This window comes from Pseudomonas syringae CC1557, assembly GCF_000452705.1.
Classification (GTDB): Bacteria; Pseudomonadota; Gammaproteobacteria; order Pseudomonadales; family Pseudomonadaceae; genus Aquipseudomonas; species Aquipseudomonas syringae_F.
The window spans coordinates 3,974,565-3,995,097 of record NZ_CP007014.1 but is presented as its reverse complement, the minus strand read 5'-3'; the positions used below and the strand labels follow the sequence as shown (position 1 = coordinate 3,995,097).

The following is a 20,533-nucleotide window of genomic DNA, read 5'->3' as shown; positions in this document are numbered from 1 at the left end:
CGGGCGCTCTGCTAAAATGCGCCGCCTCATCTGTCTGCAGGCTGCAACGTGCCATTTACTCCGGTTGACTGGGCAATTCTGGGAATTGTCGCCATCTCCGCCCTGATCAGTCTGAAACGCGGCTTCGTAAAAGAAGCACTGTCGTTGACGACGTGGATCATTGCAGGCGTAGTGGCCTGGATGTTTGGCGCAGGGTTGTCGCAGTACCTGGTCAATTACATAGAAACACCTTCGGCCCGCGTCATCGCGAGCTGCACCATTCTTTTCGTCGCCACCCTGCTGGTGGGCGCCATGGTCAACTTTCTTATAGGCGAACTGATTCGCGTCACCGGGCTTTCCGGGACCGATCGTTTTCTCGGCATGGTCTTCGGCGCAGCGCGCGGAGGCCTGCTTGTCGTTGTCGCGGTGGGGCTTTTGAGCCTCGGGCCGGTGCAACAGGATCAATGGTGGCAACAGTCCAGGCTGGTGCCACAATTTCTCATGGTCGCTGACTGGTCTAAAAACCTGATTCTCGGGATGTCCAGCAAGTGGCTTGCCAGCGGCATCAGCGTACCCGCTGACCTGCCGTTCAAGGAACAGATCCTGCCGTATACACCACAGCAGGATGTGCTCGGTAAATCCAGTTCCACTAAGTAGGGGTTGTGGCATGTGTGGCATCGTCGGTATCGTCGGCAAGTCGAACGTCAATCAGGCGCTGTATGACGCGCTTACCGTCCTCCAGCACCGCGGCCAGGACGCTGCCGGTATCGTAACCAGCCACGATGGCCGGTTATTCCTGCGCAAGGACAACGGACTGGTGCGTGATGTATTTCATCAGCGCCATATGCAGCGCCTTGTCGGGCACATGGGCATTGGTCATGTGCGCTATCCCACTGCGGGCAGTTCGACTTCGGCCGAAGCCCAGCCGTTCTATGTCAACTCGCCTTACGGCATCACGTTGGCGCACAATGGCAATCTGACCAACGTCGAGCAACTGGCGAAGGAGATTTACGAATCCGACCTGCGCCATGTCAACACCAATTCCGATTCGGAAGTGCTGCTCAACGTCTTCGCTCATGAGCTGGCCGTGCGTGGCAAGTTGCAGCCGACTGAAGAAGATATCTTCGCGGCCGTGACCGACGTACACCATCGCTGCCGTGGCGGTTACGCAGTCGTGGCAATGATCACCGGTTATGGCATCGTCGGTTTCCGTGATCCGGACGCCATTCGTCCTATCGTGTTCGGCCAGCGTCATACCGACGAAGGCGTCGAGTACATGATTGCCTCGGAAAGCGTATCGCTCGACGTACTGGGTTTTACCCTGATCCGCGATCTGGCCCCGGGCGAAGCGGTCTACATCACCGAAGACGGCAAGCTGTATACCCGCCAGTGCGCAGCCAATCCGAAATATGCGCCGTGCATCTTCGAACACGTCTATCTGGCGCGTCCGGATTCGATCATCGACGGCATCTCGGTCTACAAGGCGCGTCTGCGCATGGGCGAGAAACTGGCCGACAAGATCCTGCGCGAGCGTCCGGATCACGACATAGACGTGGTCATCCCGATTCCGGACACCAGCCGCACCGCTGCGCTCGAACTGGCCAATCATCTGGGCGTCAAGTTTCGCGAAGGGTTCGTCAAGAACCGTTATATCGGTCGCACCTTCATCATGCCGGGGCAGGCTGCGCGCAAGAAATCCGTGCGTCAGAAGCTCAATGCCATCGAACTGGAGTTCCGTGGCAAGAACGTCATGCTGGTGGATGACTCGATCGTTCGCGGCACAACCTGCAAACAGATCATCCAGATGGCCCGCGAAGCCGGTGCCAAGAATGTCTACTTCTGTTCCGCTGCCCCGGCAGTGCGTTACCCCAACGTCTACGGCATCGATATGCCGAGTGCTCACGAGTTGATCGCCCACAACCGTACTACCCAGGACGTCGCCGACCTCATCGGTGCCGACTGGCTGGTCTATCAGGATCTCAACGACCTGATCGAGGCGGTCAGTGGCAGCAAGAAGATCAAGATCGACAACTTCGATTGCTCGGTCTTCGACGGCAAGTATGTGACGGGCGATATCGACGAGCATTACCTGAACCGGATCGAGCATGCGCGCAACGATGCCTCCAAGGTCAAGACCCAGGCAGTGAGCGCGATCATCGACCTGTACAACAACTAATCGGACAAGGAGTGGGCGGCATGACTCAGGAATGGGATGCAGGTCGGCTGGACAGCGACCTTGAAGGTGTGGGTTTCGATACTCTCGCCGTACGTGCCGGGCAACACCGCACACCGGAAGGCGAACATGGCGATCCCATGTTCTTCACCTCCAGCTACGTATTTCGCACGGCGGCCGATGCCGCCGCGCGTTTTGCGGGCGAAGTGCCGGGTAATGTCTACTCGCGGTATACCAACCCGACGGTGCGCTCCTTCGAGGAGCGCATTGCTGCGCTTGAAGGCGCCGAGCAGGCTGTCGCCACGGCCACCGGCATGGCGGCGACGCTGGCGGTAGTGATGAGCCTGTGCAGTGCGGGAGACCATGTTCTGGTCTCGCGCAGTGTCTTTGGTTCGACCATCAGCCTGTTCGACAAGTATTTCAAACGGTTCGGCATCGAGGTGGATTACGTTCCGCTGGCTGATCTGAGTGGCTGGGATGCGGCCATCAAGTCCAACACCAAAATGTTGTTCGTTGAATCGCCGTCCAACCCGTTGGCCGAGCTGGTGGACATCGCCGGTCTGGCCGAGATCGCGCATGCCAAAGGCACGATGCTGATCGTCGACAACTGCTTCTGTACGCCAGCCTTGCAGCAACCGTTGCTGTTGGGCGCAGATATCGTTGTGCATTCGGCCACCAAGTTCATCGACGGCCAGGGCCGCTGCATGGGCGGTGTGGTGGCCGGTCGCAGCGAGCAGATGAAGGAAGTGGTCGGTTTCCTGCGTACGGCCGGGCCGACGCTCAGCCCGTTCAACGCCTGGATCTTCCTTAAGGGCCTCGAAACCCTGAACCTGCGCATGCGTGCCCATTGCGCCAATGCGCAGGCTCTGGCCGAGTGGCTGGAGCAGCAGGATGGCATCGAAAAGGTTCATTACGCCGGGCTCAAGAGCCATCCGCAGCATGAGCTGGCTCAGCGTCAGCAAAAGGGTTTCGGTGCAGTGGTGAGCTTTGAGGTCAAGGGTGGCAAGGACGGCGCATGGCGCTTTATCGATGCCACGCGCCTGATTTCGATCACTGCCAACCTGGGCGACAGTAAAACCACGATCACTCACCCGAGCACCACGTCCCATGGCCGTCTGGCGCCGCAAGAGCGTGAAGCGGCAGGGATTCGTGACAGCCTGATCCGGGTGGCGGTGGGTCTTGAGGATGTCGCAGACCTTCAGGCGGACCTTGCACGAGGTCTGGCGGCGTTGTGAATGACACAGTGAGTGCTGGAACAGGGCAGGAGTGGGCGCTGAAATTTGCTGGCACCCACAATGGTCGCGTCGCGCTGGTGACCGGTGCCGCTCGCGGCATCGGGCTCGGCATTGCCGCATGGCTGATTGCCGAGGGCTGGCAAGTGGTCCTGACCGATCTTGATCGTGCGCGTGGCGCCAAGGTGGCCAAGGTGCTGGGCGACAATGCCTTGTTCATCGGCATGGACGTCGCCATTGAAGATCAGGTCGCAGCAGGGGTGGCCGAAGTGCTCAGGCAGTTCGGTCGTCTGGACGCCCTGGTGTGCAATGCAGCGATCGCCGATCCGCATAACACCACGCTGGAAAGCCTTGAGCTGTCGCACTGGAATCGGGTGCTGGCGGTCAATCTGGGCGGCCCGATGCTACTGGCCAAGCATTGTGCACCTTACCTGCGTGCGCACTGCGGCAGCATCGTCAACCTGACTTCCACGCGTGCCCGCCAGTCCGAGCCTGATACCGAGGCTTATGCGGCCAGCAAGGGCGGTCTGATGGCTCTGACGCATGCACTGGCGATCAGCCTGGGGCCCGAGATTCGGGTCAATGCTGTCAGCCCTGGCTGGATCGATGCGCGCGATCCGTCGTTGCGTCGTGCCGAGCCGTTATCCGAGACCGATCATGCCCAGCACCCTGCGGGCAGGGTAGGGACGGTAGAAGATGTTGCGGCGATGGTCGCCTGGTTGCTGTCGCGCAATGCAGGTTTCGTCACCGGTCAGGAATTCGTCGTCGACGGCGGGATGACCAGAAAGATGGTCTATGCCGAATAGTTTCGAGCAGTGTGCTGCGATTGACTCTGTGCTGTAGTTTTGATGTGTGGTAAGGGTTTTGCGATTGAGGCGGGTTTTTAAAAAACTTCAATCAGGCTATTGACTTAGGTTCGTTAGGTGCGTAAATTTCGCGGCCTCAACGAAGCAAAGGGTGATTAGCTCAGCTGGGAGAGCAGCTGCCTTACAAGCAGCGGGTCGGCGGTTCGATCCCGTCATCACCCACCATCGTTGAGTTTGGAAGTTGAAGTTCGAGAGCTTCCAGATGCAGAAAACAGTACACAATGCGCAGCGGTAGTTCAGTCGGTTAGAATACCGGCCTGTCACGCCGGGGGTCGCGGGTTCGAGTCCCGTCCGCTGCGCCATATTTGTACAGACCGGGTTCGCCGGGTCTGCGATTGAAAAGCTCAAGGGCCTTTCAGTCAGATGTACAGGAAGCAAACTACATCAGGTTTGTTTCAAGCAGGTTTACAGCGATACGCAGCGGTAGTTCAGTCGGTTAGAATACCGGCCTGTCACGCCGGGGGTCGCGGGTTCGAGTCCCGTCCGCTGCGCCATACACCGCTTCAAGGCCCTTGAACTCCTTGAAGCAAACAAAAAAGCGACCATAGAGTCGCTTTTTTGTTGTCTGCGTTTTGGCGGATTGCGGATCGGGCCATGCCGCTGGATTAGCTAACGTATCCAAATCCTTTTGAACTGTACGTTGATACCACGCCTCCCTTGTTGCAGACTTACCGCCATTTCCCCAGTTCGCAGTCTTGCTGGCAGACCTTTCCTTCCTCAGGATTTTCGATGTTTAAGCTATTGAACCTTCGCACCGCATTCTGGGCCGCTGTCCTGCTGACAGCCGCCGGCTGTTCCTCGTCTCCAAAACAGGCGGTTTATGATCACGAGCACTTCGACGATGCTGGAACGTTCTCACGCAGCTACCCCGCGACCGACGTGGCGTATTGCGAGGCCGGGCGCCGTGCTTTGCTGAGTCAGGGCTACATCATCACCAGTAGCGACCCGAAGATGATCAGTGGCCGCAAGAGCTTTCAGCAGACCGGCGATGCCCATATCGAAATCAGCTTCAATCTGGTGTGCGCGGGTGACGTGAAAGAGGGCAATTCGACCATGTTCGCCAACGCCCTGCAGGACCGTTATGCACTGAAGAAGACCAATAACTCGGCAAGCCTGGGGGTAGGGGTGCTGGGTTCTGTGTCGATGCCAATCGGCTCTACTGATGATTCGATGGTCAAGGTTGCCAGCGAAACCGTGTCGTCTGCAAAGTTCTATGAACGCTTTTTTGGTCTGGTGGAAAACTTCCTGCCACCGGAAGTGAAAAAGGCCGCGCATATTGTCGAGAAGCCCAAAGCGGACCTTGGTGTTCCTGATACAGCACCTGCTGCTGCGGAGCCGGCCAAAGCAACTGAGCCTGCCAAATTGGCTCCGGAGGCCAAGGAGTCGACCCACAAGATTAAGCCTGCTGCAGAACCCGCCACGCCGCCTGCTGCTAGCGAGCCGCTGCCAGCGCCAGCCGAGCCCGCATCGTTCAAGGCAGAAAGCGTCGACACGCCAGCGGTTGAGTCGACAGAAAGCCCGGCGCCAACCGAGACTGCGCCAGCGCAGTGATGAAACACACCCGCCCTTGAAAGCGCGCCACGGCGCAGATGGGTGACGCAGAGCGTCACCCAAAGCATTCCCGCGCTGTAGCGCTCATAGCTATCGTGCCAACGCTCCGCGTTGGCATGCATTTCTGGACGCTCTGCGTCCTCTTGCGACGCAGAGCGTTGTGAACTCCATTCGCGCGGAGCGTGAGATATCCGAGGCCTCAGCCCAGAAACAACCGATACGCCGGGTTCTCGCTCTCATCCCAATACCGATAACCGATTTCGTCCAGCGCTGCTCCCACCAGATGCCGCTCTTCCTCAGGTACCACCAGCCCGGCAACCACCCGACCGTCTGCTGCACCGTGGTTGCGGTAGTGGAACATCGAGATGGTCCAGCGGCCGCCCAGGCGGTTGAGGAAGTTGAACAGCGCGCCCGGTCGCTCCGGAAATTCAAAGCGCAGCACCACTTCATCATCGACCCGCTCGGCGTGCCCGCCGACCATATGGCGGATGTGTAGTTTGGCCAGTTCGTTATCGGTCAGGTCGAGCACCGGAAAGTCTTGCCCGGTCAGGCTGGCGATCAGTGCGCTGCGCGGATCGTTTTCCGGATGGGTCTGCACGCCGACGAAGATGTGCGCTTCACGGTCGGTGTGGTAGCGGTAGTTGAATTCAGTGATCTGGCGCTTGCCGATGGCCTCGCAGAACGCCTTGAAGCTGCCCGGCTGCTCGGGGATGGTCACGGCGATGATTGCCTCACGGCCCTCACCCAGTTCGGCGCGCTCGGCCACGTGACGCAAGCGATCAAAGTTGGCGTTGGCCCCGGAATCAATCGCCACCAGCGTCTGGCCACTCACGCCACGCTGCTCGACATACTTCTTGATCCCCGCGACGCCCAGAGCACCCGACGGTTCGGTGATCGAGCGAGTGTCGTCGTAGATGTCTTTGATCGCCGCACAGATCTCATCGGTGCTGACGGTGATCACTTCATCGACGTAATGGCGGCACACTTCAAAGGTGTGATAACCGATCTGCGCCACTGCTACGCCATCCGCGAACAGCCCGACCTGGCTCAGCACCACGCGCTCACCCGCCGCCATCGCCGCTTGCAGGCAATTCGAATCATCCGGCTCGACGCCGATCACCTTGATCTCCGGGCGCAGGTATTTCACATACGCCGCAATACCCGCAATCAACCCACCACCACCGACCGGTACGAAAATCGCGTCCAGTTGCCCCGGCTGCTGACGAAGGATTTCCATCGCCACAGTGCCCTGCCCGGCAATGGTGTCAGGGTCGTCGTACGGGTGGATATAGACGAAGCCGTGCTCATCGACCAGTTTCAGCGAGTAGGCCAGCGCTTCGGGGAACGAATCGCCATGCAGCACCACCGTGGCCCCACGCGAGCGCACGCCTTCGACCTTGATCTCCGGCGTGGTGCGCGGCATGACGATGGTCGCCAGAATGCCCAGCTCACGCGCTGCCAGCGCCAGCCCTTGAGCATGGTTACCCGCCGACGCCGTCACAACACCGCGTGCGGCTTCTTCTGCGCTCAGTTGCGCGAGCTTGTTGTAGGCGCCGCGAATCTTGAACGAGAACACCGGCTGCAAGTCTTCGCGCTTGAGCAACACCTGATTGCCCAGCCGTTCGGAGAGCTGGCGAGCGCCTTGCAGCGGCGTTTCGATAGCGACGTCGTAGACGCGAGAGGTGAGTATCTTGCGTGCGTAATGGTTGAGCAGATCGGGCTCGCTTTGGCTCATCGCATTGATCCTTTAGGCGTAGCCCCTTCAGGCAGGCGCCGCGCCGCAGCAGACGTCAGGCCGATCATCAGGTTCAAGGAGGCGGGAAGGGCGATAGCACGAAAGATGGTGATCATGTCTGACTCCTGGCTAAGTAATGTTGCCCGGGAGACAGAAAAAACCCGCCTCCAGGGCGGGTTCTTTTGCAAACGTCGGCTAACCCGCCATGACTGGAATGACGGTAATAATAATTTGGCCGAGATGTTGCTGGATGAGGTTCATGAGCAGGAGGTTAGGGCGGTGCAGGCAGTCAAGTCAAGCGCGGCGGTCTATATCTATCTGCATAACCGCCCTGAATCCGCAGAAGATATTTTCGTCTGTTTGATGGGGATCAACATTTTTGTTTCACATTGGCACTTTAATGTTGATCTTGCGGTCAGTTATTCCAGTTTTGATTATCAAGCGCATTGAATCAGCCAGAGGGCAAGAAAATGGACGAATACCAGGAAGAACTACTTGAATACCGTGCATCGGAGCTGGACCCGGTAGAGCCTGCCGACGACGCTACCGAACTGTGAACGGCGTCAGGCGCTTTGGCGCTGGCTGCGGCGGAATTCTCCCGGAGTCTGTCCGTTCCAGCGTTTAAAGGCGCGTTGAAAGGCCTCGGCCGAGGCGAACCCCAGCAGATAGGCGATCTCTCCGAACGCCAGTTCGGTGTCGCGGATATAGGTCATTGCCAGATCACGCCGCGTGTCATTGAGCACTGCCCGAAACTGCGTTCCTTCCTCGGCCAGCTTGCGGCGCAGCGTCCAGGTCGGCAGCTTTAGCCTCGCCGCCACTTCCTCCAGATCCGGTTCCCTGCCGCCGTTCAACAATGGCCCAAGCAATTGAATGATGCGCTCACGCAGGCTGCGTGTGCGGGTCAGCTGTTCGAGTTCTCTTTCGCACAATTGCAGCAGATGCCGCCAGGTACTCGGGCAGTGATTCGGGTTGCGTAATGCAAGGCTTGCCTGATCCAGGCGTAGTTGATTGGTGGTCGCGCCGAACAGGATCGGGTTGTCGCTCAGGCTGGCGTATAGCGCCTCGTAGACTGGCGCCTGGAACTCGATTTCCATGCGTTGCGCGCGCACTTCGGAGCAGGCCAGCGCTGACAGTTGAGCGAGCCAGCCGCTCAGAATCGAGTCCACCACGAACCGGTTATAAGCGTTGTAGGGGCTGATGGAATAAAAGCGCATGCACGCGCCTTCTGCATCCTCGTGAAAGCTCGACTGACCGCGATAGTTGGAACCATACAACGCTTCAAAACGGATCAGGGTACGTGCCGCCTCACGCACCGTAGGTGCCTGCGCGGCCGTGACGCCTGCCAGGCCCGCCTGCGCGAAACGGCTGAGCTGACCCATGCGCAACCCCAGTCCGGGCTGGCCGGTCAGCTGGATGGCAGCATGGCCCAGGCGCATGTAACGCGGGATCGACAGCCGCGCTCCGGCCTCGCTCAGACGGGCAGGATCAAGTCCGTATTGCTCCAGGAGCGGGTTTGGGTCTTGATCAAAGCTGCTGACCGCATCGGCCAGGCTCTGGATAAACCCCACCGACATATCACCAAGGCGCAGGGTCTGCATCGTCAAAGCCAGAGGTTGATCAGACGAGCGCCATCCGTCGCGCTATTTTCCGGCGGCTGTTCGGCTATGGTCTGTCCGCCATGGCTGGCAAAGCTCTGCCCGTAGACTCCCTGATTCCAGAACTGCCCGCGCATGAACACACTGATGCCCGCCTGCGCCGTGTTCTGCGGCAAACGTCCGGTCAGCGTCAGCCGATGCCAGGCATCGCCTTCGCTGGGGTTCTCGTTTGCCATCTCGATGGCCGTGTGACGGGGTGCGTGCCACGGCTCGTACCAGGCAGTCTTGCCGATAACCAGGGCAGGCACTGCAATCAGCTCGGCCCCGCTGTTGTTCAGCCGGGTGTAATTGTCCGCGTACCAACTGTCGCTGCCGATCAGCACGCCAAGACGGCCGGCCGGTGTATCGATGACCTGCAACGGCGCATCAGGCTCGGCGCGTACATAACGTTTCTGATGGCGATCTGGATACAGCTGACGCTGCGGTTGACCAAGCGGTTTGCCGTCGCTGCCGAAGGTCACGCTGCAGTTGTACAGCGCGCCATTACCGACCTTCAATTGCCCGCTTTCAACGCTGGGGTCTGGCAGCACAATGGAACCTGCCACCAGCGTGACCTTGAATTCCCTGGCCAGCCCGCCAAACAGCGCCTGATAGTCTCGCGCCATGGCGTGGGCCTTTAGGCGCAGGTGCGCGTCGTCCTCCCGGTTTCTGCCTTCAGCGCTCAGCATGGCGGTGATGAATTGCATCGGGTTGCTCCAGGAAAGCCAGTCCATCGCCTCGTCGACGGTGGGTGCCTGATAAAGCTGGTCTTTCTCGCCGCTGGCAAACAGCCAGGTGCCGATATGCTCCGGCAAGACCACCACTGTTCTGGAATTCAGCAGCCCGAAATCGCGGGCCTGTTGCAGATAGGCCGCCAGCTTGCGGTGCAGCCGCTCGGTATTCTGATAGTCCGTGGGAAACAGTTGCGGTTCGATGCCTAGCAGATTGCCACGTTCGCTGGGTACGCCTTCATTGACGGCGAGGCGGATGCGCAGATCGGACAGGTAGTGACCTGCCGGACGTTGTTCAGTCCAGACGGCATAACTGACAAGGCTGGCCACGCCGATGAGGGCAAGGCAGATGGCGAAGAGTTTGCGCATAAAGGGCTGGGTGGCTGCCATCGGTAAATGATCGGCTAGGGTAGGACGACCTCGGCCGCTTGCCAAGTGCCGCTGCGCGTTTGGATCAATAACTTGTCACTTTCGGTCATTGAGTGTGGCTGAACGGCTCTTTACTGTGGCCTTATTAAACAGAGGGCTCGCAGAGGCCCCTGTTTCCCCGCGAATGACCTGAAGGAGCCTTGCCATGACCGCCGCTCATTACCCGCACCTGCTGGCCCCACTTGACCTGGGCTTCACGACCTTGCGCAATCGCACGCTGATGGGCTCGATGCATACCGGTCTTGAAGAGCGGCCGGGCGGCTTCGAGCGTATGGCCGCGTATTTTGCCGAGCGTGCGCGTGGCGGTGTCGGGCTGATGGTCACCGGTGGGATCGCGCCCAACGAAGAAGGTGGCGTGTACGACGGCGCGGCGAAGCTCACCAACGCTGAAGAGGCAGACCGCCACCGTATGGTCACTCAGGCTGTCCACGAGGCTGGCGGCAAGATATGTTTGCAGATCCTGCATGCCGGTCGTTATGCCTACAGCCGCAAACAGGTGGCGCCGAGTGCCATTCAGGCGCCGATCAACCCGTTCACGCCGCGCGAGCTGGACGAAGAGGGTATCGAAAAGCAGATTGCCGATTTCGTGACCTGTTCGACGCTGGCCCAGGCTGCCGGTTACGACGGCGTCGAAATCATGGGCTCGGAAGGCTATTTCATCAATCAGTTCCTGGCTGCCCACACCAACCACCGAACTGATCGATGGGGCGGCAGCTATGAAAACCGCATGCGTCTGGCGGTCGAGATCGTGACGCGCGTGCGTGCGGCAGTGGGGCCGGACTTCATCATCATCTTTCGCCTGTCGATGCTGGATCTGGTAGAGGGCGGCAGCTCCTGGGAAGAAATCGTCCAGTTGGCCAAGGCGGTCGAGCAGGCCGGTGCGACGCTGATCAACACTGGCATCGGCTGGCATGAAGCGCGCATTCCGACCATCGCAACCAAAGTGCCGCGTGCGGCGTTCAGCAAGGTCACGGCCAAACTGCGGGGTTCGGTAAGCATTCCGCTGATCACCACCAATCGCATCAATACCCCGGAAGTCGCCGAACGCATCCTCAGCGAAGGCGACGCCGACATGGTGTCGATGGCACGTCCCTTTTTGGCCGACCCGGAGTTCGTCAACAAGGCGGCTGCTGGCCGCGCCGAGCTTATCAATACTTGCATCGGCTGCAATCAGGCCTGTCTCGACCATACGTTTGGCGGCAAGCTGACCAGTTGCCTGGTCAACCCGCGTGCCTGCCACGAGACCGAGCTCAATTACCTGCCAGCCCTGCAAATCAGAAAAATTGCCGTGATCGGTGCCGGGCCTGCCGGTCTGGCAGCTGCGACCGTGGCCGCGCAGCGTGGGCACGAGGTGACGCTGTTCGATTCGGCCAGTGAAATTGGCGGGCAGTTCAACATCGCCAAATGTGTGCCGGGTAAAGAAGAGTTTTCCGAAACCCTGCGCTACTTCCGCAACAAGCTTGAGGAAACCGGCGTGCAGTTGCGCCTGGGCACCCGCGTGAAAGCCGATGATCTTGTGGGGGCAGGCTTCGACGAAGTGATTCTGGCGACTGGCATTGCGCCGCGCACCCCGGCCATCCCCGGCATCGATCATCCTAAGGTGCTGAGCTACCTGGATGTGATCCTGCAGCGCAAACCGGTCGGGCACAGCGTGGCGGTGATTGGTGCGGGCGGTATCGGTTTTGATGTGTCGGAGTTTCTCGTGCACCAGGGCGTGGCCACGAGTCTGGACCGCGAAGCCTTCTGGAAGGAGTGGGGCATCGACACGACGTTGCAGGCGCGTGGCGGCGTGGCCGGCATAAAGCCTGACGTGCAGGCTCCGGCCCGTCAGGTGTTCCTGCTGCAACGCAAGAACACCAAGGTTGGCGATGGTCTGGGCAAGACCACCGGCTGGATTCATCGCACGGGCCTGAAGAACAAGCAGGTTCAGATGCTCAACAGCGTTCACTACCTGAAAATCGACGATGCCGGGTTGCACATCCGCATCGGCGACGAGGGCGAAGAGAAGCTGCTGCCGGTGGACAACATCGTTATCTGCGCAGGGCAGGACCCGCTGCGCGAGCTGTATGACGACTTGCTGGCAGCCGGGCAGAGCGTGCATCTGATCGGCGGGGCGGATGTCGCTGCCGAACTCGACGCCAAGCGCGCTATCGATCAGGGATCGCGTCTGGCCGCTGCGCTCTGAGTCTGCTTGCCGGTAAACTGCGTGGATGATTTCCGACGCCCTTGGCTGGCAGCCCGCTGCTCCGTTGCAACGCATGAACCTGCCCTGGCTGCAAGAAGCCGGGGTTGAGGTGGCTGTCCTGCGTCTGGACCAGATCGACCCGCTGATCAGCGGCAACAAATGGTTCAAGCTCAGCGAGCACCTGACCGACGCGGTCGATGCGGGTGCCAAGGGGCTGATCAGCCTGGGCGGCGCACATTCCAATCATCTGCATGCCCTGGCAGCAGCGGGCAAGCGCTTTGGCTTCCCGACCGTTGGTCTGCTGCGTGGTCATGCTCAGCAAACGCCCACGGTGCTTGATCTGCAAGCCTTTGGCATGCAACTGCACTGGCTGGGGTATGGGGGGTATCGAGCGCGGCATGCTGCGGATTTCTGGCAGCCCTGGCAGGCGCTCTATCCCGAGCTTTATCCGATACCCGAAGGCGGCGGCGGGCTTGCCGGTGCTCTGGGCTGCGCCAGGTTGCGGGCCATGGTCGATAGTCAGCTTGAGCCACTTGGCTGGGACGATTACCACGGCTGGTGGGTGGCTGCCGGGACCGGCACTACCATTGCCGGTCTGCTGTTGGCCGAGGCGGGGGCGCATCCGGTATATGGCGCCATGGCAGTGCCGGACGATCATGGCGTGGCGCAGAACATCCTTGCGGTGCTGAACGAGGCAGCAGTAGCGCAGGTGACCTCCGTGGCTGAGCTGCCACCTGCCTGCGTTCTGTTTGACGCCAGCCGGGGCGGCTTTGCCAAAACCGATGCGGCCTTGCTCGACTTCATTGCCAACAGCGAAATGCAGAGCGGCATACCGCTTGAACCTCTGTACACCGGCAAGGCGCTGCTGACCCTGCGTGACGAAATGCAGGCCGGTCGATTCGAACCCGGTACCCGGCTGATCTTCATCCACACCGGCGGCCTGCAAGGTCGACGGGCGATGGGGCTGTAAGCATCGCGGTAGAGCTTCTGGCATGAATTCTGCGCGGACAGGTGACGAGACGTCGGCCCTGAGTACGCAGGCGACACTTCTGGAGTGAAGTGTCCGGGTCGCGGTCTCGATAATCGATCCATTCCAGATCAAGATGCCGAGGTCAGCATGACAACCACCGCCGCAGAACACGTCGATCCTGCCACGCTGAAGAAAGTCATCGTCGCCGCTGCCATTGGCAATTTTGTCGAATGGTTCGATTTCGCCGTCTATGGCTTTCTGGCCACCACCATCGCCCTGCAATTCTTTCCCAGTGGCGACAGCAGTGCCGCGTTATTGAAAACTTTCGCGGTGTTTGCCGTGGCCTTTGCCTTTCGGCCGCTGGGCGGGATTTTCTTCGGCATGCTGGGTGACCGGATCGGCCGTAAGAAAACCCTCGCCATGACTATCCTGCTGATGGCCGGGGCAACGACCCTGATCGGTCTGCTGCCGACGTACGCAGCGATTGGCGTGATGGCGCCGATTCTGCTGACGATCATTCGCTGTGCTCAGGGTTTCTCGGCGGGTGGCGAGTATGCGGGGGCCTGTGCATATCTCATGGAGCATGCGCCACGCACGCAGCGGGCCTGGTACGGCAGTTTCGTTCCGGTCTCGACGTTCTCCGCGTTTGCCGCCGCTGCCGTGGTCGCCTATGCACTGGAGTCGTCACTGTCCCCCGAGGCGATGGGCAGCTGGGGCTGGCGCTTGCCGTTTCTGATTGCCGCGCCGTTGGGGCTGGTGGGTCTGTATCTGCGCTGGAAGCTTGATGAAACCCCGGCGTTCCAGGCGGTTGCTCAAGAGCACGCGGTGGCTCATTCGCCGCTGAAAGACACCTTGCGTCATCACGCGGCCGCGATGTGTTGTCTGGGGGCGTTCGTGTCGCTCACGGCACTGTCGTTCTATATGTTCACCACTTATTTCGCCACCTACCTGCAAGTGGCTGGCGGTTTGAGCCGGGCGACGGCGCTGCTGGTGTCATTGATCGCCCTGGCATTCGCCGCCGCCCTCTGTCCGCTGGCCGGTGCTTATTCGGATCGGGTAGGGCGTCGCGTGACGATGGCCACTGCCTGCATTCTGCTCATGATCGTGGCGTTGCCGTCCTTTCTGATGGCCAGTTCCGGCTCGTTCATCGCCTCGATCATCGGCGTGATGCTATTGGCCGTGGGCGCCGTATTGTGCGGCGTGGTAACGGCCGCTCTGCTGTCGGAAACTTTCCCGACCCGCACCCGCTACACGGCGTCGGCGATCACCTACAACATGGCCTACACACTGTTCGGCGGCACCGCACCGCTGATGGCGACCTGGCTGATCAGCGTCACCGGCAGCAACCTGTCACCCGCGTTTTACCTGATTGCCGTGGCCGTGCTGGCAATGGCGGGTGGTCTGGCGCTACCGGAAACCTCGAAGATTTCGTTGCATGACGTGCCGGTTGCGGGAGAGGGGGCAGCGGTGGGTTCAATGGCTTGAGCGCAGTCGTCGGCATACCTCTCGTTCCTCACGCTCCAGCGTGGGGATGCCTTGCGCACCGCGTACTCAAGGCCGGACGCGAAGCGTCACGCACGGCATGCCAACACGTATTGGCACGATTGTCAGTCAGGTTTGTGTTCGAGCCTTCAAGCGTGTGGCCCATCCGTACTGCCTCCCAAGCGCGTTGTCCTGGATATCTGCGCGTAAGCAAAAACGCAACAAAACGTGGCACAGTTGCCCCGAAAAATGGCACATTGGCGCGCCCTGGTACGTGAGACACATTTTGTAACCATCCGTCCGGGGAGACCCGCAAACCTTTTACGGATGAATTTCATGGCGACCAGCGCTCAGCCCGCTACCGCGACGGCCTCGACCACCCCGCAAGCCAGCCCTCTGGTGATGCGTATCATTGGTGCCGTTGCGCTCGCGCACCTGATCAACGACCTGATCCAGGCCATCCTTCCGTCGATCTACCCGATGCTCAAGGCCAGCTATGACCTGAGCTTCACTCAGATCGGTATGATCACCCTGATGTTTCAGATCACCGCATCGCTGTTACAGCCCTGGGTGGGTTACTACACCGACCGTCACCCCAATCCGCTGGTGTTGCCTTTGGGTTCGATATGCACCCTGATCGGTATAGTGATGATGTCGATGGTGGGCAGTTTTCCATTGATCCTGCTGGCGGCGGCGCTGATCGGCATCGGTTCATCGACCTTTCACCCGGAAGCCTCGCGTATTGCCCGGCTGGCATCCGGTGGCCGTTTCGGTCTGGCGCAGTCGACCTTTCAGGTGGGTGGCAACACCGGCACCGCCATTGGTCCGCTGCTGGCGGCGGCGATCATCATCCCGTTCGGGCAGGGCAATGTGGCCTGGATCGGGCTGTTTGCGCTGTTCTCCCTCGGCTTGCTGTATACGATCAGTCGCTGGTATCGCGCGCACCTTAATCTGTTCAAGCTCAAGGCCGGTCAGGCCGCTACCCACGGCCTGTCGAGAAACCGCGTGATTGCCTCGCTGGCCGTACTGGCCTTCCTGGTGTTCTCCAAGTTTTTCTACATGACCAGCCTGACCAGCTACTTCACGTTCTACCTGATCGAGAAGTTCGACCTTTCAGTTGCCAGCTCGCAGTTGCACCTGTTTCTGTTTCTTGGCGCAGTGGCAGCCGGGACCTTTTTCGGAGGCCCCATTGGTGACCGCATCGGTCGCAAGGCAGTGATCTGGTTTTCGATTCTGGGTGCTGCGCCGTTCACCCTGGCGCTGCCGTATGCGGATCTGTTCTGGACCAGCGTACTCAGCGTGATCATCGGCTTCGTGCTGGCCTCGGCGTTTTCCGCCATCGTTGTGTACGCCCAGGAGCTGGTGCCAGGCAACGTGGGCATGATCGCCGGGATCTTCTTTGGCCTGATGTTCGGCTTCGGCGGCATCGGTGCAGCCTTGCTCGGCTACCTGGCTGACAGTCACGGCATTCTGTTCGTCTACCAACTGTGTTCTTACCTGCCGCTGCTCGGCATCTTCGCCATTCTTCTGCCCCGGACTAAATAATGCTGATCGCAACGCTGATCTTCCTGTTTACCATCACACTGGTTATCTGGCAGCCGAAAGGGCTTGGTGTTGGCTGGAGCGCTGTGCTCGGAGCTGCTCTGGCGTTGCTGACCGGCGTGGTGCACCTGAGTGACATCGCCGTCGTGTGGGGCATCATCTGGAACGCCACCGCCACGTTCATTTCGCTGATCATCATCACCCTGTTGCTCGACGAAGCAGGTTTCTTCGCTTGGGCGGCCTTGCATGTGGCGCGCTGGGGCAAGGGTAACGGGCGGCGTCTGTTTGCCTTGTTCGTGCTGTTTGGTGCGCTGGTGTCGGCACTGTTCGCCAACGACGGGGCGGTGCTGATCCTCACGCCTATTGTCATCGCCATGATGCTGGCGTTGCGCTTTTCTGCTGCGTCGACCCTGGCGTTCGTGATGGCTGCAGGGTTCATCGCCGATACCGCGAGCCTGCCGCTGGTGGTGTCGAATCTGGTGAACATCGTTTCGGCGGACTATTTCAAGATCGGCTTCAATCGTTACGCCGCAGTCATGGTGCCGGTGAACCTGGCCAGCGTTGCCGCCACGCTCGCCGTGTTGATGTGGTACTTCCGCCGCGATATTCCCAGCGAGTTCGAACCCGAGCATCTGGACAAACCCGAGACGGCTATCCATGACCGGTCCACGTTCCTGGCCGGTTGGGCGGTGCTGCTGATTCTGCTGGTGGGTTGTTTTGCCCTTGAACCGCTGGGCATTCCGATCAGTGCGATCTCGTCGGTGTGCGCATTGTTGCTGCTGGCCATCGCTGCAAAGGGCCACACGATCAAGACGCGCAAGGTGATGAAAGAGGCGCCGTGGCACATCGTGGTCTTTTCGCTGGGCATGTACCTGGTGGTGTATGGCCTGCGTAACGCCGGGCTGACCGATTACCTGGCCAATCTGCTGGATTGGTTCGCGGGCTACGGTATCTGGGGCGCGGCCATGGGCACGGGCGTGATGACGGCGTTTTTGTCGTCGATCATGAACAACATGCCAACGGTACTGATCGGGCTGTTGTCCATCGACGCGAGTCATGCCAGTGGGGCGATCCAGGAAGCCATGATTTATGCCAACGTGATCGGCAGCGACCTGGGGCCGAAAATCACGCCAATCGGCAGCCTGGCGACCTTGCTCTGGCTGCATGTACTGGAGCGCAAGGGCATCACCATCAGTTGGGGTTACTATTTCAAGGTCGGTATTGTGCTGACCGTTCCGGTGCTGCTGATCACGCTGGCGGCGCTGGCGCTGCGATTGGGTTGAAGGCATGACTGGTGTCGGCCAGGTTCGGCCACATGTCCGACACCAGAAACAGCCGCTCGGCTTCTTCCCAATGGTTATCGGGATTCTGGCTCAGGCGCACCAGCAACTGCGCCGGGGCCAGCGGATCGAGTTCAGCCAGCCATTCGCCTAATTGCTCGTTGCTCCAGGCTTGGCTGTAAAGTGCTGGCGCGAGCCAGGCATGGCGGGGCAGCGGCTGCCAGCGGCCAGGCTCGCTTTGTGCCAGAAAGGCTTTCCAGTCGCGCTGATGCAACCAGCGCCCCTTGAGGTGGTGCGGATGAACGCCTGTCGGCGATTCACAGCAACCGGGCCACGGATACAGCAGATAGCCGCCCAGCCACAACTGCGCACTGAACGCCTCGACACCCAGCTCTGCCAGCGCCGCACGACTTTCCGGGCGGGCCGACATGGGCAACTGATGCTGGCTCAGGTGCTTGAGCTTGCGATCCAGCCGGTCATTGCAGCCAGGCCCCAGCCAGTGCTCCGGGTTGCAGCCGTCTCCGTCCTGTGGCCCGAGGTACAGCTTGATTGCAAGCTCGACGTGATGTACGCCTTCGCGATCACGCAGCAGCAGGTCGAGTTCGCCGAGGGTCTGGCTGCCGAGCCGGATCGGCAGGTTGGCAGCAATGATCTCGACGCCCGGTGCGTGCTGCGCCGCGAACTGCCAGAGCCGCTCGTAATAGCGCCCCAGCCGCCGCGTGGCTGCCAGCGCCAGCCACGCTTCCAGTGGCCTGCTGTCTCGATCAAGCTGCCAGAGAAAATTCGCCAGTCGCTGCGGCTCCTGAACCCAGTCACTGCCCGCCAGCGGATGGCGCTGCGGCCAGGGTGCGACGTCGAGCATGGGCGGCGCCAGAATCACCCAGGCAAGGTCGCGCACTTCCGGATGTCGCAATTGACGGGGCAGGTCGGTCAGGCTGGGGAATAGAGTCATGTGCCGAGGATAGCGTGAGTTGAGGCGCAGCTGTGGGCTGATGTGCCTGTGAGCTGGCTGTGAAAGCGAAAAGATGTGGTGCTAGGCGGCGGGCCTGGTGCCTCCGAGAAAATCGAACTCCTCATCATCCGGGCAAGGTGAGAATCTCTTAACGTCCGTTGCCCCCTTTGCGTTCAGGTCGACACGGCCGTTGGCATCAATATAGATCGCGGTAGTTGGCCATTCCGGATCTATGCTTACGCAGCCAGCGATTTTTGCGCCGTCCCACCAGAAAAAATACATGAAGAAATCTTTTTTCTGAAATATAGGGCCATTATCGCCAGTTGCTTTGCCAGGTTTGAGGTCTCCCCTGCGTGTATGGTTATCGATGAGCCATAGATAGTTTAGCTCTCCATCTGCTTTATCTGAATAGTAAACGCTTACTTCAGGTGTCGCGAAACTCCACAGTGACAAAATAAAAAAAACTCCAGTCAACTTTGGCCAGCGGGTCATGAGTTTTATCGTCGTTTTTCGATTCATTTCTGCTTGTTAATATTTAAATGCCATTGTCAGTCCGCACTCAAGTAATTCAGGCGGGTCGATTAATTTACTTAAAGCATGAATGCAGCTCCACACCTTTTCCCCAACTGTTATCGGGTACTTGCAAAACGTCTTTCATAATCTCGCTGCCTTGTACTGCCCCCTCTGGGAGGCGGCGATAGAGCGCTATGCCTATGCCAATTGCTATCCGGTCAGGGTCGTCATCCCAGGCTCGCAACCCCTCAACGTCCTTGGAAGGGGTCGGCCAATCGTTTTTTATTGGTTTTCTTATCTTCCCTAACGTTTCGGATACTATTTGCTCAAGTCCTGCACCATCCAGAAGTACGCTTTCCGAAAAGCCAGCAGCCATTCCGATATACCCATAATGAATGTTCGACCAGATATCATAGTAATAAGCGTGTTTTCCCTGCTTGTGCCATGTGTCGCCGTTGTACATACTTCGTAACTTCCATTTATGATCCCACTCCCTGTTCTGTCCCACTTTTTCCGTCCATATAGCCATCGCTGCCGCTGTGTTCGCCGCCGCGATGGTCTGTGGGTTATTCTGCGCGCCAAGCTGCGCGTACCAAGGCAGCTCCATCCATTTACGGGTTTCCTCTGCAGCGTCGTAGTTCAGCAGTTTCTTCAATTTCTGAACCGTCGGGTGCAGAAGGTTTCGGTTCATTTCGTCAGCGATGTAGCGGGTCAGCTCCTCCATCTGATCCGGATGATCGCAGACCGGCTCTGTAGTCGTGCTGGAGGTAGCGGGCGAGAACAGTGCCTCGGCTGCGCTGGCTTTCTCGTGCAACTCGGGATCGGCCACCAGTTGATCCAGCTTCAGATCGTCCAGCGAGCCATCGAAACGGAGGATGTCGAGTCTGGAGAAGTCGATGGCCGGACCTGCCGCAGCGCCGAAGTCAAAGCCGCCACCCACATCAAGGCTGCCGGAAATGATTGTTCCGCCATGGCTGGTCGGACTGCCCAGATGGGCCATTGGGCGACCGTTGATGATGATCGCTGGAAAGCCGGTGACGATTACCGCACCACAGCCACATACATCGCCTACTCTGGCGGCGGACATGCCATTGATCAGGGTGTCAGAAGATGCCGTGACAATCGGTGTGGAACCATGACCCGGCAATGGGCAGAGGTGCATGTCGCTTTGGCGGGCTGAGGGAATCATGCGTCGTCCTTAGGTGTAATAAAAACGGACGAAACTAATGAATATCTTCTGCTGGGTATGTAAGGCGATTCCTGGGTTTTTGAAGGAATC

Annotated in this window: 17 protein-coding genes and 3 tRNA genes; 14 read left to right on the top strand and 6 right to left on the bottom strand. The window is 59.5% G+C overall.

Features of this window, described 5'->3' with window-relative positions; translation table 11 throughout:
* The first annotated feature begins 48 nt into the window (after positions 1–48).
* The 8 genes from N018_RS17545 (at position 49) to N018_RS17510 (ending at position 5,801) form a co-directional block, all read left to right on the top strand.
* Positions 49–636, top strand: coding sequence for a CvpA family protein (locus tag N018_RS17545; protein ID WP_024645685.1), 588 nt, complete (start codon positions 49–51; stop codon positions 634–636).
* 10 nt (positions 637–646) lie between these two features.
* Positions 647–2,155 carry an amidophosphoribosyltransferase gene (purF, locus tag N018_RS17540; RefSeq protein WP_024674337.1) on the top strand — a complete coding sequence of 503 codons (1,509 nt, stop codon included), beginning with the start codon at positions 647–649 and terminating at the stop codon, positions 2,153–2,155.
* A 20-nt stretch (positions 2,156–2,175) separates the two neighbouring features.
* Positions 2,176–3,387, top strand: a complete 1,212-nt coding sequence (locus N018_RS17535) for an O-succinylhomoserine sulfhydrylase (protein WP_024645683.1) — start codon at positions 2,176–2,178, stop codon at positions 3,385–3,387.
* 38 nt (positions 3,388–3,425) lie between these two features.
* A complete protein-coding gene (locus N018_RS17530; RefSeq protein WP_080265740.1) occupies positions 3,426–4,190 on the top strand; it encodes an SDR family oxidoreductase in 765 nt (254 codons plus the stop codon).
* Between the two features lie 149 nt (positions 4,191–4,339).
* Positions 4,340–4,415 (top strand) — tRNA-Val (locus N018_RS17525).
* A 60-nt stretch (positions 4,416–4,475) separates the two neighbouring features.
* Positions 4,476–4,552 (top strand) — tRNA-Asp (locus N018_RS17520).
* 115 nt (positions 4,553–4,667) lie between these two features.
* A tRNA-Asp gene (locus N018_RS17515) sits at positions 4,668–4,744 on the top strand.
* 235 nt (positions 4,745–4,979) lie between these two features.
* Positions 4,980–5,801, top strand: a complete 822-nt coding sequence (locus tag N018_RS17510; protein ID WP_024644242.1) for a DUF2242 domain-containing protein — start codon at positions 4,980–4,982, stop codon at positions 5,799–5,801.
* Positions 5,802–6,000: 199 nt separating this feature from the next.
* Here N018_RS17510 and ilvA read toward each other — a convergent pair whose 3' ends face one another.
* Positions 6,001–7,536 carry a threonine ammonia-lyase, biosynthetic gene (gene ilvA / locus N018_RS17505; protein ID WP_080274864.1) on the bottom strand — a complete coding sequence of 512 codons (1,536 nt, stop codon included), beginning with the start codon at positions 7,534–7,536 and terminating at the stop codon, positions 6,001–6,003.
* Positions 7,537–7,650: 114 nt separating this feature from the next.
* Here ilvA and N018_RS27520 point away from each other — a divergent pair, with 114 nt between their 5' ends.
* Positions 7,651–7,986, top strand: a complete 336-nt coding sequence (locus N018_RS27520) for a hypothetical protein (RefSeq protein ID WP_229631117.1) — start codon at positions 7,651–7,653, stop codon at positions 7,984–7,986.
* Between the two features lie 113 nt (positions 7,987–8,099).
* Here N018_RS27520 and N018_RS17495 read toward each other — a convergent pair whose 3' ends face one another.
* Complete coding sequence (locus N018_RS17495; protein ID WP_154219960.1) at positions 8,100–9,140, bottom strand: AraC family transcriptional regulator; 1,041 nt, start codon at positions 9,138–9,140, stop codon at positions 8,100–8,102.
* Complete coding sequence (locus N018_RS17490) at positions 9,137–10,270, bottom strand: nitrilase-related carbon-nitrogen hydrolase (protein WP_025390345.1); 1,134 nt, start codon at positions 10,268–10,270, stop codon at positions 9,137–9,139. Before N018_RS17490 ends, N018_RS17495 begins: the two co-directional genes overlap by 4 nt.
* Before the next feature lie 205 nt (positions 10,271–10,475).
* Here N018_RS17490 and N018_RS17485 point away from each other — a divergent pair, with 205 nt between their 5' ends.
* From N018_RS17485 to N018_RS17465, 5 genes are all read left to right on the top strand, one after another.
* Positions 10,476–12,515: an NADPH-dependent 2,4-dienoyl-CoA reductase gene (locus N018_RS17485; RefSeq protein WP_025390344.1), complete on the top strand. Its 2,040-nt coding sequence runs from the start codon at positions 10,476–10,478 to the stop codon at positions 12,513–12,515.
* A 25-nt stretch (positions 12,516–12,540) separates the two neighbouring features.
* Positions 12,541–13,485, top strand: a complete 945-nt coding sequence (locus N018_RS17480) for a 1-aminocyclopropane-1-carboxylate deaminase/D-cysteine desulfhydrase (RefSeq protein WP_025390343.1) — start codon at positions 12,541–12,543, stop codon at positions 13,483–13,485.
* 147 nt (positions 13,486–13,632) lie between these two features.
* On the top strand, positions 13,633–14,970 hold the full coding sequence (locus N018_RS17475; protein ID WP_025390342.1) for an MFS transporter: 1,338 nt from the start codon (positions 13,633–13,635) through the stop codon (positions 14,968–14,970).
* A 333-nt stretch (positions 14,971–15,303) separates the two neighbouring features.
* Positions 15,304–16,512: an MFS transporter gene (locus N018_RS17470; protein WP_025390341.1), complete on the top strand. Its 1,209-nt coding sequence runs from the start codon at positions 15,304–15,306 to the stop codon at positions 16,510–16,512.
* A complete protein-coding gene (locus tag N018_RS17465; RefSeq protein WP_024644791.1) occupies positions 16,512–17,792 on the top strand; it encodes an arsenic transporter in 1,281 nt (426 codons plus the stop codon). The genes N018_RS17470 and N018_RS17465 overlap by 1 nt, the downstream gene beginning before the upstream one ends.
* Here the strand turns inward: N018_RS17465 and N018_RS17460 are convergent.
* The 3 genes from N018_RS17460 to N018_RS17450 form a co-directional block, all read right to left on the bottom strand.
* Positions 17,758–18,741: a DUF1853 family protein gene (locus N018_RS17460; protein ID WP_025390340.1), complete on the bottom strand. Its 984-nt coding sequence runs from the start codon at positions 18,739–18,741 to the stop codon at positions 17,758–17,760. The genes N018_RS17465 and N018_RS17460 overlap by 35 nt on opposite strands.
* 81 nt (positions 18,742–18,822) lie before the next feature.
* On the bottom strand, positions 18,823–19,260 hold the full coding sequence (locus tag N018_RS26695) for a hypothetical protein (RefSeq protein ID WP_038401400.1): 438 nt from the start codon (positions 19,258–19,260) through the stop codon (positions 18,823–18,825).
* 67 nt (positions 19,261–19,327) lie between these two features.
* Positions 19,328–20,443 carry a polymorphic toxin type 44 domain-containing protein gene (locus N018_RS17450; protein WP_025390338.1) on the bottom strand — a complete coding sequence of 372 codons (1,116 nt, stop codon included), beginning with the start codon at positions 20,441–20,443 and terminating at the stop codon, positions 19,328–19,330.
* Positions 20,444–20,533: the final 90 nt, after the last annotated feature.

What these genes read in the sequence shown, in the direction of transcription:
- purF (WP_024674337.1), top strand. Translation starts at nt 647, where the DNA reads ATGTGTGGCATCGTCGGTATCGTCGGCAAGTCGAACGTCAATCAGGCG.
- N018_RS27520 (WP_229631117.1), top strand. Translation starts at nt 7,651, where the DNA reads ATGTCTGACTCCTGGCTAAGTAATGTTGCCCGGGAGACAGAAAAAACC.
- N018_RS17460 (WP_025390340.1), bottom strand. Translation starts at nt 18,741, where the DNA reads ATGACTCTATTCCCCAGCCTGACCGACCTGCCCCGTCAATTGCGACAT.
- N018_RS17485 (WP_025390344.1), top strand. Translation starts at nt 10,476, where the DNA reads ATGACCGCCGCTCATTACCCGCACCTGCTGGCCCCACTTGACCTGGGC.
- N018_RS17475 (WP_025390342.1), top strand. Translation starts at nt 13,633, where the DNA reads ATGACAACCACCGCCGCAGAACACGTCGATCCTGCCACGCTGAAGAAA.
- N018_RS26695 (WP_038401400.1), bottom strand. Translation starts at nt 19,260, where the DNA reads ATGAATCGAAAAACGACGATAAAACTCATGACCCGCTGGCCAAAGTTG.
- N018_RS17470 (WP_025390341.1), top strand. Translation starts at nt 15,304, where the DNA reads ATGGCGACCAGCGCTCAGCCCGCTACCGCGACGGCCTCGACCACCCCG.
- N018_RS17450 (WP_025390338.1), bottom strand. Translation starts at nt 20,443, where the DNA reads ATGATTCCCTCAGCCCGCCAAAGCGACATGCACCTCTGCCCATTGCCG.
- N018_RS17510 (WP_024644242.1), top strand. Translation starts at nt 4,980, where the DNA reads ATGTTTAAGCTATTGAACCTTCGCACCGCATTCTGGGCCGCTGTCCTG.
- ilvA (WP_080274864.1), bottom strand. Translation starts at nt 7,536, where the DNA reads ATGAGCCAAAGCGAGCCCGATCTGCTCAACCATTACGCACGCAAGATA.
- N018_RS17490 (WP_025390345.1), bottom strand. Translation starts at nt 10,270, where the DNA reads ATGCGCAAACTCTTCGCCATCTGCCTTGCCCTCATCGGCGTGGCCAGC.
- N018_RS17465 (WP_024644791.1), top strand. Translation starts at nt 16,512, where the DNA reads ATGCTGATCGCAACGCTGATCTTCCTGTTTACCATCACACTGGTTATC.
- N018_RS17535 (WP_024645683.1), top strand. Translation starts at nt 2,176, where the DNA reads ATGACTCAGGAATGGGATGCAGGTCGGCTGGACAGCGACCTTGAAGGT.
- N018_RS17480 (WP_025390343.1), top strand. Translation starts at nt 12,541, where the DNA reads ATGATTTCCGACGCCCTTGGCTGGCAGCCCGCTGCTCCGTTGCAACGC.